The organism is Deefgea piscis (genome assembly GCF_013284055.1).
Lineage (GTDB): Bacteria > Pseudomonadota > Gammaproteobacteria > Burkholderiales > Chitinibacteraceae > Deefgea > Deefgea piscis.
On the sequence record NZ_CP054143.1, the window covers coordinates 1,698,972 to 1,713,285 of the forward strand.

Sequence of the window (14,314 nt, forward strand, 5' to 3'; positions counted from 1 at the left end):
GATCGGTGTATAGTTAAGTCAACAGATCGGTGTACTTGTTGTTAATGTTCATATTAGAATGATCGTTATGAATACATCTGATCAAATTGTTAACGCAGCACTGAACGAGTTCTACCAGCATGGTTTTCACGCAACGGGCGTTGATCAGCTCAGCCGTGTTGCTGGTGTGACCAAGCGGACCTTGTATCGTTATTTTCCGAGTAAAGACCACTTAATTGCTGCGGCATTAAACTTGCGCGATACGCAATTTTTTGAACGCATGCAGGCTTTTGTTGAGGCCGCTGACGCTGTTGATCGACCACAAGCATATGTGGCTTTTTTGGCGAATTGGGGTAATGAAGACAACTTTTGTGGTTGTGCATTTATTAATGCGGCCGCTGAGTTTGCTGAACATAGCGCTAGCCCGCATGTTTTGTCCAAAGCGCATAAATCTCGCGTCTTGAATTACCTTGAAATGATTTGTGCTCAAGCTGGCGCAATGGATCCAGCAACAATGGCAATGCAATTGTTTTTAATTGGTGAGGGATTGATTGTTGCAATGCAGATTATGGGGCCTTCTGCATTATTGCTTGAGGCGGCCTCAAAATCAGTCGCGCAAATATTCCAAGCACCGTAAATAGTGCATTTGGAAAGCGCAAAGTGAGTTTGCTGGTCGTTAGGCTAGAGATTTGAATATTTTAATGATTGGTTTGAAGTTGTATTGATAGGGTATCTAGCGCTTAGTGTTGATGTTTAACGCTTGGGGTTAGATACCCTTTTTATGATGGTTTTGTTTCGCGGTTGCAGTTGGCTGTGCAATTCACGCTCAAACGCTGCTTTCGCTGCGTTTGAGCTGAGTGTGCTGGTTTTTGGGCTTGAGCGTCGCTGGTGGTGTTCAGTTTATTCTGCGTTTTTAATCAGCCCTTGGCTGATTAATTCTTGTTTGACTAATTCACTAATTCTTGGCGCGAGGCGGGTTTCTAGTTCTTGGCTGATTTCGCTGGTGAGTTCGCGTAGCGTGTCGCCGTAAAATTGCGCCATGAGTTTAGAAAAATGCTGTCGAGCGAGTTGTTCAACTTCACTGGCGATGTCGACGGCTAATTGAGCGCCGACGATGGCGGTGAGGTCGGCGATGGCCGCTTCGCTTAGTGCGTTTGCACTGGGCGACTCGTTTGGCGTGCTGAGTGATTGCGGAGCGCTTTCGACGTCGTCTTCCCAAACTAGCGTGCTGGTGGCAACAAGTCGTGTGGGCTGGCGGCTGGTGCTGGTCTCAATAGCGGGCGCTGGCTCGGATGTGGCTTGGGCAGGGGGGATGACGAGGTCTGCAGCAGCTGGTTCGGCGTTGACTTGGTGTTGGGTGTCGATTGGGTTGGAGAAGTCGATGATTAAATCATCGGCCACACATTCAAATGGCGCGGCGACTGGGGCGGCGGCGGGTTTACTGGCCGGGATTAACGGAATGTCGTCTTCGATGGCGGCGAGATCTAAGCGCGGCAGATTAAAAAAAATCGGTTCGGCGGGCGCTGGGATTGGTTCGCTGATTGGCGTTTCGAACTGAATATTGCTTAGCACGGGCGGTGGTGGCGTGAGGTCAAGCTCGCTATCGGGTGAGGACAGCGTCGAGAACATTAAAACTGGAATGCCCTGATTTTGAATGGGTTCGCGAACCACCGCGGCGGCGGGCTCGTCGCTGAGACTGCGCTCGATATGTTCGATTTTTTGCAGTAGTTCTTCTTGGCTAATGACGTCGGTGAGCACCGGTATGTCGGCTAATTTAGGCGCGAGATCGGTGAGAACGGGAATTTCAGCCTGAGTTTTTCCCGCAGGGCTACGATGGCGCGCCATCAGCGCATCCATTTTATTAAATAAAGGGCTTACCGTGTCTTCATTGAGCGGTAGATTCTGTTCGGCCACGGTTGAGTAGCTCCTGCATGTCGGTTGCATTGGGGGTAAAGCCTTGCGTTTTATACGCGGCCCAGCGGCTGCGTGCGGCGGCTTTGAGGGCTTCGTCGCTGTCGACAATTTCGATTAAACGGTCAAATTCGCTAAAGCGGGGCGCCACGCGCTCAGTCCAGTTAAATAGCACGCTGCGCGGTGTGATTAATTCAACACGGTGATCAATAATAATCGGCGTTTGATCGGCAAACTCGGCGTCGGCTTGGCAATGCGGTAAAAAGCCGGCCGGTGGGATTTCCCAAAGCAGGCGATCTAGTACGCTGGTTGCTGCTTCTGAGCCGGTTAAGATGAACATGCGATGGCCTTGCAGCAGTGCTTTACCAACTAATTGGCAAAGCGCGGATTCTCGGTTATTCACATTAAAATAAAATGAAATTTCGGTCATGCTGTTTTGCGCCGTGCTGAAAAACAACACGGCGCTACACTCCTTTTAGCTTTGTTGCGCGCGTAGATATTCAACTAATAAGGGTACTGGGCGGCCAGTGGCGCCTTTGGCGGCGCCTGATTTCCACGCGGTGCCGGCAATATCCAGATGCGCCCAATGATATTTTTTGGTAAAGCGCGATAAGAACGCTGCAGCTGTGATCGAGCCGGCGGGACGGCCACCAATATTGGCCATATCGGCAAAGTTCGATTTCAATTGCTCTTGGTATTCGTCAAACAACGGCATTTGCCAGGCTTTGTCATCCGATTGGCGTGAGGCGCTGAGTAAATCAGCGGCCAATTGCTCGTTATTGGCATACAGCCCTGTCGTGGTGTGGCCCAGGGCAATAATACAAGCGCCAGTCAGTGTGGCGATATCAATCACCGCGGCTGGTTCAAAGCGCTCAACATAGGTGAGCGCGTCGCATAAAATCAAACGGCCTTCGGCGTCGGTATTGAGGATTTCAATGGTTTGTCCGCTCATGCTGGTAACAATATCACCGGGCTTGACGGCGTTGCCATTAGGCATGTTTTCACACGCCGGAATCACGCCCACTAAATTGATTTTGAGGTCCAGTTCGGCAACGGCACGGAACACGCCGAGCACGGTGGCTGCGCCGCACATATCGTATTTCATTTCGTCCATGCCTTCGCCGGGCTTGAGTGAAATACCACCAGAATCAAAAGTAATGCCTTTGCCGACTAACACTGTTGGCGCGATTTTTTTATCGGCATTACGGTATTCCATCACAATAAATTGTGGTGGCACGCTAGAGCCTTTGGCGACCGAGAGGAAAGAGCCCATTTTGAGCGCTTCGAGTTCGGGTTGCTCTAACACATGGCAAGAGAAATCATAGGTATGCGCTAAATGTTGTGCGGTGGCGGCCAAGTAGCTCGGCGTGCAAACATTCGGGGGTAAGTTGCCCAAGTCCCGTGTTAGATTCATGCCGTGGCCAATACCTAGGCCATATACTAAACCGGCTTCGATGGGCTCGATGTCGGTTTTTTTCGGTGCGACTAAGCTCACGATTTCGAGTGTGGCCGCTGGTGCTGGCTCAGATTTAAACTGCTCAAAACGATAGGCTTCCAGCATTAATGCTTGCACTAATTCTTGGGCGAGGATTTCGTTGTCTTGTTTTTTAAACTGCGCTAATGATAGCGCCAAGCAAACGGTTTTGTTTTTGCTGGCCAATAAGGCTTTGGCAATCGCGCGGCTGGCGTCACGAATTGCTTTGATGTTGGGTTCTTTACCCAGTTGCACTAATAAAACGCGCTTATAGCCTAAACTGACTGGCAAACCGAGTGAGACCGTGCTGCCGACTTTGGCGGCTAATTCACCATCTTGGATCGCCGTGGTAAATAGATGGCCGCAGCTAATATCCAACTCTTTGGCAAAGCTTGGTAATTTTTCGCCTAGAACGGGTAATACGACGCAATCTGCATGCTCGGGGGCGGGGGAAACTATGGTAAATTCCACGGGGGACTCCTTATTGGGTCTTGCGCTAATAGACATTGAGCAAACCTTGCTCTAGTTCACTGATTATTCACTGACCCTCGGGCCAAGTCAAAAGACAGATTAAAATACGCCATGCTGTTTCGAAAAACACTTATTCATGAAATGACCTGGGTGGCTTTTGGGCTATTCGTGGTTCTACTGGTCATTGTCATGACCTCGCAAGTCGTTCGTTTGCTCGGAGAAGCCGCGGTGGGCGCATTAGCCTCTTCGGCCGTGTGGGCGGTGATGGGCTTTGCGGCGATTCGTTATTTCCCGATTTTATTTTCTTTAATGCTGTTTATCGCCATTTTGACGGTGCTCACCCGACTGTGGAAAGACCACGAAATGGTGGTGTGGTTCGCGGCGGGACGCTCGATTCGCAGCTTTATTTTACCGGTAATGCAAATGGGCGTGCCGGTGGTGATATTAATCGCCTTGCTGGCCTTGTATGTATCGCCGTGGGCGCAGCTCAAAGGGCGAGAATATCGCGATGCCAGTTTAAAAAACGAAGAAGTCTCGCAAGTGTCGCCCGGGGTTTTTCGTGAGTCGCGCGGCGCGGATCGGGTGTATTTTATTGAAAATTTCTCCGGTGATCGCGGTGAGGGTGAAAACGTCTTTGTGCAAATTCGCCAAGACGGCAAAATCTCCACCGTGCTGGCCGAGCAAGGCGGCATGTTTGTTGATGAAATGGGCGATCGTTGGATGTGGCTTAAAGACGCTACTGCCTATAAAGCCCCTAGCGGCTCGCCACAATACGATATTTTAACGTTTAAAGAAGGCCGCGTTCGCGTTGAAGACCCGTCGCCAGTGGTGGTGAATCCTGCAACCTCGGCGATGAGTACCGCCAAATTATGGGGCAGTGATTCGCGGGAATATCAAGCCGAGTTAGCTTGGCGAATGGCGTTGCCGATTCAGGCCTTTTTATTGATGTTGGCCGCAATTCCGTTGGCCTTTTCCAATCCTCGTGGCGGCCGTGGCTTTCATTTGGTGATTGCCGCTTTATTGGCATTTGGTTATTACAACGGTATCAATGTGATGCAAGCTTGGATTGCCGTCGGCAAAATTTCACCGCAAATAGGGATGTGGCCTTTGCATGGTTTGGTGGCCTTACTGACCATCGGTTTGTTCTGGTGGCGCAGCCGCGTACGAGGTTAAGGTCATGAGTCGATTGGGTCGTTATATATTTAGTGCCGTATTTGGCTATGTGCTGATTACGTTGGTGGTTTTGACCGGTATTTTTATCTTTTTTGACATGATTGGCGAGCTGCGCGACGTGGGCAAAGATGGCTACATGCTCAAAGATGCCTTAGTGTATGTGCTGCTGACTTTGCCAAGTCGGTTGTATCAATTGCTGCCAGTTGCCGTATTAATTGGCAGTATTTTTGCTTTGTCTGGCATGGCCGATACCTCGCAAATTACCGTCATGCGAACCGCTGGGGTGTCTATTCTGCGGCTTTGTGCTTGGTTGATTGTGTGTGGTGCCAGCTATGCGGTACTGACTTATCTATTGGGCGAATATCTGGCGCCGATGAGTTCTGAGGCGGCCAAGCGCTATCAAATTGAGGCCAAGCAATCGGTCTTGCTGGGCAAATTTCAGTCGGGCGTTTGGGTTAAAGATGAAAAGCAAATCATCAATGTTTCGGTGATGAATCCAGATATGACGCTGGAGAAAGTGCGGATTTATCAGCTGGGCGACGGTGCAAAGCTCGCTTATATACTGGACGCCAATAAAGCCAAATATCAAAAAAATGGCAGCTGGCAACTCACCGATGTGCAGCGTACTGATTTCTCTGAAGCCAAAGTGCAAGTAACGCCCGTTAAAGAGCAAGTTTGGCAAAGCTCGGTTAATCCCGATATGTTGGCGGTGTTAATGGTGAAACCGCAAGAAATGTCAGTCGACGCGCTCAATACCTATATTCGCCATTTAGAAAACAATAAACAAAGTACCCAGCGCTATAAATTAGCCTTTTGGGGCAAATTGTTTTACCCCTTAGCCTGCTTATCGATGATGTTGATTGCACTGCCGTTTGCGTTGGCACAACGTCGGGCGGGGAATGTCGGGGTTAAAATTTTCCTCGGGATTTTATTGGGAGTGAGCTTTAACTTTGGTAGCCAATTGGTGACCTATGTGGGCGAGCTCTATAACTTGCCGGCGATGTTGGCGGCTGGATTTCCAACGATGGTGTTATTGAGCATGGCCTTGTTTTTCTTGTGGCGGCAAGAGCGTAGCTAATTGCTGGCGCAGCCTGTGTTCTTTTACTGATCAAATTGAGTTTAAATATTTAGGAAATATCGATGTATATCTTGCTAACCGGTGGTGCGGGCTATATCGGCTCACATACCTATATTGAATTGGTCAAAGCAGGTTTTAAACCGGTCATTTTAGACAACTTTAATAATGCCAAACCTGAAGTGCTTGAGCGCTTGAAAACCATTACTGGCCAAGCCATTGAATGGGTTAAAGCCGATGTGCGTGATCGCGCAGCCCTCGATGCCGTTTTTGCGCGCTGGTCTTTTAGCGCGGTGGTGCATTTTGCCGGTTGGAAAGCCGTGGGTGAGTCGGTCGCCAAGCCGCTGGAATATTACGACAATAATGTCGTTGGCACTTTGCGTTTACTCGATGCGATGAAAGCCGCGAATGTTAAAAACCTGGTGTTTTCATCCAGTGCCACAGTGTATGGGGACCCTCATGCAGTGCCTATTTTAGAAGATTTCCCGCTGTCGGCGACCAATCCGTATGGGCGCAGCAAATTGATGGTGGAAGACATTTTGCGCGATTTACGCGTTGCCGAGCCAGAATGGAATATCGCTTTGCTGCGTTATTTTAATCCGGTTGGCGCGCATGAATCGGGCTTGATTGGTGAAGATCCACAAGGGATTCCAAATAATCTGATGCCGTTTGTGGCCCAAGTTGCAGTGGGAAAACGCGCGCAATTGTCGGTCTTCGGTGGCGACTATGCCACGCCCGATGGCACCGGCGTGCGAGATTATATTCACGTGGTGGATCTAGCGATTGGCCATGTGAAAGCGCTACAAAAACTTGAAACCCAACCGGGCAATATCACGGTGAGTTTAGGCACTGGCGTTGGTTATTCGGTGCTGGATATGGTGAAAGCGTTTGAGCAGGCCAGTGGTAATCCAGTGCCGTATGCCATTGTTGAGCGCCGCGCGGGTGATATTGCTACGTGTTATGCCGATCCGAGTAAAGCATTGGCTGAACTGGGCTGGCGCGCAGAAAAAACCTTGCAAGACATGTGTAATGATAGCTGGCGCTGGCAAAGCCAAAATCCAAATGGCTTTCCCGATTAAGTTTTAGAGGGTATAGCCCGCTAGGCAGCATATACAAAAAGCAACACCCCAATACCCATTGGGGTGTTTTTTTATGCCGCGTATTCTATGGTTTAAGCTTGCTAAAATAAACAGGCTAGCCGCCCATGTATTGTCAGAAAAAAAACCATAAGCAAGCTGGCGCCACGTTGCTGCTGCTGATGCTGCTTATGGTTTTGGTGCTGGCTTCAACCCTTGTGGCGCAAGTGCGTTATCAGCCCGATGAGCGCCGTGACAACAGTCGTTTCGCCATCGCCACCGCCCGACAGGCGCTGCTGGCGTGGTCTTTGAGCCGCGAGGGTACATCGGGCGGGCGCGCTTTGAGCCCAGCAGAATTACCTTGTCCGGCCACCCTTGGCGCCAGTGGCGCGCTAGAGGGCGTGTCGATTGCCAATTGTGATGGCAGCAATGCCGCCAACCGCATTGGCTTATTGCCGTGGAAAACACTGGGCATCCCTAAGCTGCTGGATGGCGATGGCCAGCCATTATGGTATGTCGTTGATTTGGCTTTTGCCGTGCGCTCCAGCGCTACCCAAGCTCGGCGCGTGAATGGCGATAGTTTTGCCAATTTGTCGCTCTATGCTGCCGATGGCGTCACGCGGCACAGTGACCATGGCCAAGCGCCAGCGGCGCTGATTTTTGCTGCGGGCCCAGCGCTCAGTCATCAACTGCGCGCCGCGCCGTGGGCGATGAATCAATATTTGGAAGGCAGTCAGGGACAAAATAACGCGACCTTGGGCGGGTCTTATATTGCTGCGGCGATGAGCGAGACATTTAATGATCAAGTTGGCTCAATTACTGGACGAGAGTTAATTGATCGCACCACGCATCGATTGGCGCTCGAGGTGGCGGCCCAATTAAAGCGCTATTGGCAGGCGTATCAAATTGCTGTGCCGAGTTTACCCATCACCACGCCGGCGCCTTATCCTTATCCTGCCAATCTGGTGGCCGATGCCAGTTGCCGCAGCAATAAACCCGATACCACGTCTTTATCTTGCGCTAGCCAAGCGAATTTATGCGCCGGTATTTTGCCCCGCGCCAGCGATAGTTGGACTGGGCAAGGGGTGTTCCCGCTAGCCGCAAGCAATGGTTTGGCGCAGTGGTTTTTACAAAATATTTGGCATCGGGCAGTATTTTATGCGGTCAAGCAAGGTGATAGTTGCGCGGCGCCTTTTGTGCTCGATGGTGTGGTGGATGCCAGCATCGAGGCGATTTTGATTGTTCCGGGCGCGAGCCGAGTGCCTCGCGCGAATAATTTAGCGCCTAGCCCGAATTTGGCCGCTAATGCCAGCTCTGATTTAGCGCTGTATTTAGACGATGGCCAAAATCAAACGCATTGGCTCAACCCGCTAGACAGGCAGTACGTCAGCCCGTCATGCAGTAGTAATGATGTGCTGTATCTCTGCCGCTTAGGCGTCTGTAGCGCAAGGAAAAAATCATGCTCATGATGCATAACAAGGTGGGGTTTTCGCTGCTGGAGATGGCGATCGTTTTGCTGGTGGTCGGTATTTTGATGGCTGCTGGTTTGGGAGCGCTCAATGTACAAATCAGCCAACGCCGTTGGAATGAAACACAGCAGATGTTGCGCGCCGCCAATGAGGCGCTGATTGGTTTTGCGTTGAGCAATAATCGTTTGCCCTGCCCAGCGGATCCTAGCTTGGCCAATACCGCGGCCAATGCTGGCAAAGAAGCGCGTAATGGCGCAGGGGCCAATGCCTATCGCTGCAGCTTGGTGTTTGGTGATTTGCCATGGCAAGACTTGGGTTTGCCTGAATTGGATGCGTGGGGTGGCCGTTTGCAATATCAGGTGACAACGTCGACCACGGGCGGAGCTGGCAGTAGTTATGCCAATGATTTGGCCGGCCGAGACGATGCCGGTACGCCCAATTGTGGCAGCTCGGCGATGAAACCGTGCTTTACTTTGGCAACACTGGGGAAGATCGCCGTGTATTCCGCCAGTCGCCGAGATGGGCAGGCGGTGAGCGCGATTAAACGCATTGACGATGCGGCCGCGGTGGTTTTTTCCGGCGGCCCCAATGGGGTAGGGAGCAGCGCCGACGAGCTAGAAAACCGCGATGCCATCGCCGATGGATCGACGCCGCGCTTTGTACAAGATGCGCCTGACGCTGAATTTGATGATTTACTCACGTGGTTACCCACGACAATTTTGTATTACCGCTTAGTCAGTGCCGAGCGTTTACCTTAGAGTGTGCTCACGCAAGCATTGGCCGCAGAGACTGTGAGTGAAATCGATTGCCCAACGCGGTAGCGAGCGGCTTCTTCGGGGCTAACTAAGGTGGCCACGGTTTCGTTACCACACGCCACGGTGAGTAAGGCCGCTACGCCGGCCGATTCAATGGCGAGTAAAGTTCCCATCAGTTGTAAACGGCCACTGGCTCTTTGCGGCAGCAACACGGCCGCAGGCGTGCCATCGGCAATTATTTGGCCGTTTTCCAGTTGAATCACGCGGCTGGCTAAACGAAAAATCTCGCCCAAATCATGGCTTACCACCAGCAGTATTGCGCCCGATTGCGCCTGCCAATTGAGTAAGTGCTGCTGCAATTCATCCCGCAGGCTGCGATCGAGCGCTGCTAGGGCTTCGTCGAGTAAGAGGATTTTTGGCTCGGCCGCCAAGGATCTGGCCAGCGCCACGCGCTGCTGTTGGCCACCAGAGAGTTGTTCGGGTTTACGTGAGGCCAATTGCTGCAAACCCATTTGCTCGATCAGTTGATCAATTTGCGCGTTGTTGCGTTGTTGCTGGGCATAAGCCAATTGCGCGCGCACGGTGAGATTGGGAAACAGCGCGTAGTCTTGAAACACCATGCCAACGTGGCGATGTCGTGTTGCCACCCGTGTTTTACCGTCAAACCAGCATTGGTCACCGTAGCGAATTTCACCCTGTTGCGGCGTGTTTAATCCGGCGATCAATCGCAATAGCGTTGATTTTCCGGCGCCAGATGGCCCGGAAATCGCGGTAATGCTACCGGCTTGAATTTGCGTTTTGACTTGCAATAATCGGGCGCCATGCGCCGATTGCATTGGGGTTTGGATATCCAGATAGAGGTTATTCATGGCGGGTTTTTCCGCTGATTAAGCGCAGCGCCATCAGCACCACAAAAGAAAAGCCAACCAGCACTGCGGCGTATAAATGCGCGACGCTGTAATTAAGGGTTTCAACTTCGTGATATAGCGCAATCGATGCTACTTGCGTTTGCCCTGGGATATTGCCGCCAATCATTAACACCACGCCAAATTCACCCACCGTATGGGCAAAAGTTAAAATCAGCGCACTGATGAGGCCGACTCGGCAATTGGGCAAAATGACGCGAAATAAGATATTGCTTTCGCTTTTACCTAGTGTGCGTGCGGCATCGAGTAGGGTGGGCGAGAGCTGCCGAAAAGCACTGGTTAGCGGTAACACCATAAATGGCAAGCTAAACAGCATCGAGCCAATCACTAAGCCGGCATACGAAAACGCCAAATGCACATTAAAATGAGCGGCCAACCAACCGCCAACGCTGCTGCTCGGGCTAAATAGCAGCAAGAGATAAAAGCCCAGTACCGTTGGCGGTAGCACCAAGGGCAGGCTAGTGATGACTTCAACTATATAACGTATACGGCTCTGGCCCATAGCCAACCAATACGCCAGAGGAATACCCACGATGGTGAGTAAAATCGTCGTATGCGCCGCTAATTGCAGCGTGAGCAATAAGGGTTGTGGATCAAGCACGGTTCACCTGCATGGCATTGGATTTAACTAACCATTCAACGCTTTGACCGCAGTGCAAACCCAGCGACTCACACGATGAGCGGGTAATTAAAGCATGCAAGGTCTGTTCACCAAAACGCAGCGTCACTCGACTTAATAGCGGGCTATTTGCAATGTGCTCAATTTGGGCGTGAAAGCGATTACGGAGGCTAATTTGGCCGTGTAAATCCACAGCAAGTGCGACGTCGTTTTCCGCAAAAGCCAGCTCCACTGCCTGACCAACTTGCCATTGGGCAACATCGTCTTGAATGCCGAGTAGCATGGCGCTGAAGCGGTATTGCAAATAATCGGCAGCAATAAACGCCATGCCGCCATCAATATCAATTTGAGCTAAGGCTGCAGGAAGTCGATTCATGGTTGTGGCACCAAGTAACCATAGCGCAGCAAAATTTGCTGGGCGCTAGGGCTGTGTAAATAACGCATAAAGGCTTTGGCTGCGGCATTGTCTTTGCCGTAGCGCGTTTGCACTGCGCCTTGGGCGATGGTTTGATGCGCGGATTGCGGGATTTCGATCCAAGCACCACTTTGGCGTTGGTCTGGGTTACTGACAATAGATTTGGCGCTAAAACCGGCTTGTGCTGCCCCAGTGGCAATAAATTGGCTGGCTTGAGCAATGCTTTCGCCATACACCAATTTGCTTTTGAGTACCGGAAATTGCGGTAGGGCGCTTAAAATTCGCAGCGCTTCTCGGCCATAAGGGGCGCTTTCGGGTTGGGCAATGGCAATTTTTTGCACTGCACTCGATTGCAACCAAGCCTGCCAATCTTTCGGGATGCTCGCTTGCTGGGTCCAGAGCACTAACACTCCATTGGCGTAATGCACCAGTGGCGCGATGGCCGCGCCTTGATTGAGCAATGTTTGTGGGTATTTCAGGTCGGCTGACATCAATACATCAAACGGCGCGCCATGGCTAATTTGGGCAAATAATTTACCTGAAGCGCCAAAACTAGTTTGAAACTGATGACCGGTTTTTTGGGAAAAGTCTTGGCTTAATGCTTGCGTCACGGCTTGTAAATTGGCCGCGGCAGCGAGACGAAACGAATCGGCAGCACTGATGCTGGGCCATAGCGCGAGACAACAGAGCGATAAAAACCAGTGTTTCATGTCAAAGCACCCCAAGAAAAGAGTAAAGACTATAAGTCGATTCTTGACGGCTGCCCATACCTCGATGGGGTTCAGGCGTAAAAAAGCCTAAGGCGGACCTTAGGCTGATACCCAGCATGACAACATGAATTAACATTAGCTATTTCGATCAATCGCCAAGCTTGCCAGCGCGTGCAGCGCTTGCGTAAATGGATTATCCGGTAAGCTGGCCAAACACGCTTTGGCGCGTTCGGCTTCTTGCTCGGCAGTGTGGCGCGCGTATTCCAGCGCGCCGGTTTGCTGTACTGCCGCTAATACCGCGTCGAAGTTTTCACGCTTGGCATTTTCGAGCGCATCTTTGACAACTGCTGCCGCGTCGGGTTCGCCATGCTTCATCACATAAATCAGTGGCAAAGTGGGCTTGCCTTCAGCGAGGTCATCGCCCAGTGATTTGCCGATTTCTTCTTGTTGGCCTGAATAATCGAGCACGTCGTCAATAATTTGAAACGCCGTACCTAAATGCATGCCGTATCGAGCGATGGCGTCTTCTAGCGCTGGATCGCTGTTATTTAAGATCGCACCCAAACGCGCCGCAGCTTCAAATAGCTTGGCCGTTTTGTAGCGAATGACTTTCAGATAGTCTTCTTCATCGACATCGGTGTTGCCGATGTTCATTAATTGCAACACTTCGCCTTCGGCGATGATATTGGTTGCATCTGACAGTACTTCCATCACGCGCATCGAGCCGCAGCCAACCATCATTTGGAAAGCGCGACTGTAGAGAAAGTCACCGACGAGGACTGAAGCGGCGTTACCAAACAAAGCATTGGCCGTATCGCGGCCACGGCGCAGGCTCGATTCATCGACTACATCGTCGTGCAGTAGTGTCGCGGTATGAATAAATTCGATCACCGCAGCGAGTTCATGGTGTTTATTACCTTGGTAGCCCAGCGCTTGCGCTGCGAGGAGCACAATCATTGGACGCAGGCGTTTACCACCTGAAGCAACAATATATTCGGCCACTTGGCGGACCAAAACGACTTCTGAATATAAACGCTCACGAATGACGCTATCTACTGAGGCCATATCGGCATCAACTACCGATTTAACAAACTTCATCGACACGCTGGGTTCACCCTAGAATTAAGCCGCGTTGCAAAGGAGTGCACGCCGCCATTAAAAATAATCCGGCGATTTTAGCAGAAAAGCCACCATCCCGCCGCCTTGCTCGCTGCGGGATGCAATCGCCGTTTTTTTGCGTGCCCAAATAGGGCGTAAATCGAGGGCGGCGCACTGTCGTTCAGGGCGAAATGACTTTAGATTGCATGTGATTGGTTTTTGACTTGCGCCTTGATTTCACAGCATATTGGCGCTTGCGGCTCAGTTTGTGGGTGGAATGGGCTTTGCATCAATTAAGTCATTGACTCAATTGGAAAACGTTTGTAGAATGCCCGATTCCCAATTTGGGAAGGCACGCTAGCGTTTGTGCAGCGTGTTGGGCCAAACTCCCTAGGAGCTTGTTATGTATGCAGTCGTAAAAACCGGTGGCAAGCAGTATAAAGTTGTCGTCGGCCAAAAATTAAACATAGAACAGATTACTGCAGACGTTGACAGCCAGATCGTACTCGAAGAAGTATTGATGGTTGCAGACGGCGAAGCAGTGAAGATCGGTACCCCTGTGGTGGCCGGTGCTTCCATCAAAGCAACTGTGGTTTCTCATGGTCGTGGCGAAAAGGTTACCATCTTCAAGATGCGTCGCCGTAAGCACTACATGCGTCGTGCTGGTCATCGCCAGAACTACACCGAAATCCGTATCGACGCTATCGTCGCTTAATTAAGGAGCTTAAACAATGGCACATAAGAAAGCTGGTGGTAGTTCACGTAACGGTCGTGATTCTGAATCAAAACGCCTTGGTATCAAAGTATACGGCGGCGAGTTGATCCCTGCAGGTTCAATCATTGTTCGTCAACGTGGTACTGAATTCCACGCTGGTGATAATGTTGGCATGGGTAAAGATCATACTTTATTCGCTAAGTGCGATGGTTATGTTCAGTACGCAGTGAAAGGCGCTTTGAAACGCCGCACTGTAACTGTATTGCCATACGTTGGCGAAGAAGAAGCTGCTGCTTAATTAGCGGCTTCTTTGGTAGGTTTGAAAGCCCTGTCTCTGTGATAGGGCTTTTTTTGTTTTATAAATACGATACGGATTTGAGTCTAAGCGGTTTGCCAGATAGAGTCGTGATGTATATGGCTCTATGCGTCAAGCCACTTCGCTTGCAGT

16 protein-coding genes are annotated in these 14,314 nt (G+C 50.9%); 8 read left to right on the plus strand and 8 right to left on the minus strand.

The genetic code is table 11. The features are described 5' to 3' along the window. Nucleotides 1-67 precede the first annotated feature (67 nt). Nucleotides 68-616, plus strand: a complete 549-nt coding sequence (locus HQN60_RS08115; protein WP_173533175.1) for a TetR/AcrR family transcriptional regulator — start codon at nucleotides 68-70, stop codon at nucleotides 614-616. A gap of 263 nt (nucleotides 617-879) precedes the next feature. Here HQN60_RS08115 and HQN60_RS08120 read toward each other — a convergent pair whose 3' ends face one another. Genes HQN60_RS08120 through HQN60_RS08130 form a run of 3 tightly spaced genes read right to left on the minus strand, consistent with a single transcriptional unit; the run spans nucleotide 880 to nucleotide 3,835 of the window. Then, complete coding sequence (locus tag HQN60_RS08120; protein ID WP_173533176.1) at nucleotides 880-1,893, minus strand: hypothetical protein; 1,014 nt, start codon at nucleotides 1,891-1,893, stop codon at nucleotides 880-882. Then, nucleotides 1,865-2,350 (minus strand): DNA polymerase III subunit chi, encoded by a 486-nt coding sequence (locus tag HQN60_RS08125; RefSeq protein ID WP_173533177.1) that lies wholly within the window; start codon nucleotides 2,348-2,350, stop codon nucleotides 1,865-1,867. Before HQN60_RS08125 ends, HQN60_RS08120 begins: the two co-directional genes overlap by 29 nt. Before the next feature lie 15 nt (nucleotides 2,351-2,365). Continuing rightward, entirely contained in the window at nucleotides 2,366-3,835 is a 1,470-nt protein-coding gene (locus HQN60_RS08130) for a leucyl aminopeptidase (RefSeq protein WP_254456597.1), read from the minus strand. Nucleotides 3,836-3,976: 141 nt separating this feature from the next. Here HQN60_RS08130 and lptF point away from each other — a divergent pair, with 141 nt between their 5' ends. The 5 genes from lptF (at nucleotide 3,977) to HQN60_RS08155 (ending at nucleotide 9,386) form a co-directional block, all read left to right on the plus strand. Then, nucleotides 3,977-5,008: an LPS export ABC transporter permease LptF gene (gene lptF, locus HQN60_RS08135; RefSeq protein ID WP_254456715.1), complete on the plus strand. Its 1,032-nt coding sequence runs from the start codon at nucleotides 3,977-3,979 to the stop codon at nucleotides 5,006-5,008. A gap of 4 nt (nucleotides 5,009-5,012) precedes the next feature. Next, nucleotides 5,013-6,086, plus strand: a complete 1,074-nt coding sequence (gene lptG, locus HQN60_RS08140) for an LPS export ABC transporter permease LptG (protein WP_173533180.1) — start codon at nucleotides 5,013-5,015, stop codon at nucleotides 6,084-6,086. A 62-nt stretch (nucleotides 6,087-6,148) separates the two neighbouring features. Then, nucleotides 6,149-7,162 (plus strand): UDP-glucose 4-epimerase GalE, encoded by a 1,014-nt coding sequence (gene galE, locus HQN60_RS08145; RefSeq protein WP_173533181.1) that lies wholly within the window; start codon nucleotides 6,149-6,151, stop codon nucleotides 7,160-7,162. A gap of 179 nt (nucleotides 7,163-7,341) precedes the next feature. Next, the gene (locus HQN60_RS08150) at nucleotides 7,342-8,628 is read left to right on the plus strand and encodes a hypothetical protein (protein ID WP_173533182.1); all 1,287 of its coding nucleotides are present in this window, start codon (nucleotides 7,342-7,344) and stop codon (nucleotides 8,626-8,628) included. Continuing rightward, on the plus strand, nucleotides 8,619-9,386 hold the full coding sequence (locus HQN60_RS08155; RefSeq protein WP_173533183.1) for a type II secretion system protein: 768 nt from the start codon (nucleotides 8,619-8,621) through the stop codon (nucleotides 9,384-9,386). Before HQN60_RS08150 ends, HQN60_RS08155 begins: the two co-directional genes overlap by 10 nt. Here the strand turns inward: HQN60_RS08155 and HQN60_RS08160 are convergent. From HQN60_RS08160 to ispB, 5 genes are all read right to left on the minus strand, one after another. Continuing rightward, nucleotides 9,383-10,252, minus strand: a complete 870-nt coding sequence (locus tag HQN60_RS08160) for an ATP-binding cassette domain-containing protein (protein WP_173533184.1) — start codon at nucleotides 10,250-10,252, stop codon at nucleotides 9,383-9,385. The genes HQN60_RS08155 and HQN60_RS08160 overlap by 4 nt on opposite strands. Further along, the gene (gene modB / locus HQN60_RS08165) at nucleotides 10,245-10,910 is read right to left on the minus strand and encodes a molybdate ABC transporter permease subunit (protein WP_173533185.1); all 666 of its coding nucleotides are present in this window, start codon (nucleotides 10,908-10,910) and stop codon (nucleotides 10,245-10,247) included. The genes HQN60_RS08160 and modB overlap by 8 nt, the downstream gene beginning before the upstream one ends. Next, nucleotides 10,903-11,304, minus strand: a complete 402-nt coding sequence (locus tag HQN60_RS08170; protein WP_173533186.1) for a TOBE domain-containing protein — start codon at nucleotides 11,302-11,304, stop codon at nucleotides 10,903-10,905. Before HQN60_RS08170 ends, modB begins: the two co-directional genes overlap by 8 nt. Then, nucleotides 11,301-12,053, minus strand: coding sequence for a molybdate ABC transporter substrate-binding protein (modA, locus tag HQN60_RS08175; RefSeq protein WP_173533187.1), 753 nt, complete (start codon nucleotides 12,051-12,053; stop codon nucleotides 11,301-11,303). Before modA ends, HQN60_RS08170 begins: the two co-directional genes overlap by 4 nt. A 135-nt stretch (nucleotides 12,054-12,188) precedes the next feature. Then, nucleotides 12,189-13,151, minus strand: coding sequence for an octaprenyl diphosphate synthase (ispB, locus tag HQN60_RS08180; protein WP_217390361.1), 963 nt, complete (start codon nucleotides 13,149-13,151; stop codon nucleotides 12,189-12,191). 403 nt (nucleotides 13,152-13,554) lie between these two features. On the opposite strand from ispB, the gene rplU reads away from it, so the two are divergent. Then, nucleotides 13,555-13,866 carry a 50S ribosomal protein L21 gene (rplU, locus tag HQN60_RS08185; RefSeq protein WP_173533189.1) on the plus strand — a complete coding sequence of 104 codons (312 nt, stop codon included), beginning with the start codon at nucleotides 13,555-13,557 and terminating at the stop codon, nucleotides 13,864-13,866. A 16-nt stretch (nucleotides 13,867-13,882) separates the two neighbouring features. Next, nucleotides 13,883-14,164: a 50S ribosomal protein L27 gene (gene rpmA, locus HQN60_RS08190; RefSeq protein WP_173533190.1), complete on the plus strand. Its 282-nt coding sequence runs from the start codon at nucleotides 13,883-13,885 to the stop codon at nucleotides 14,162-14,164. The last annotated feature ends 150 nt before the right edge of the window (nucleotides 14,165-14,314 follow it).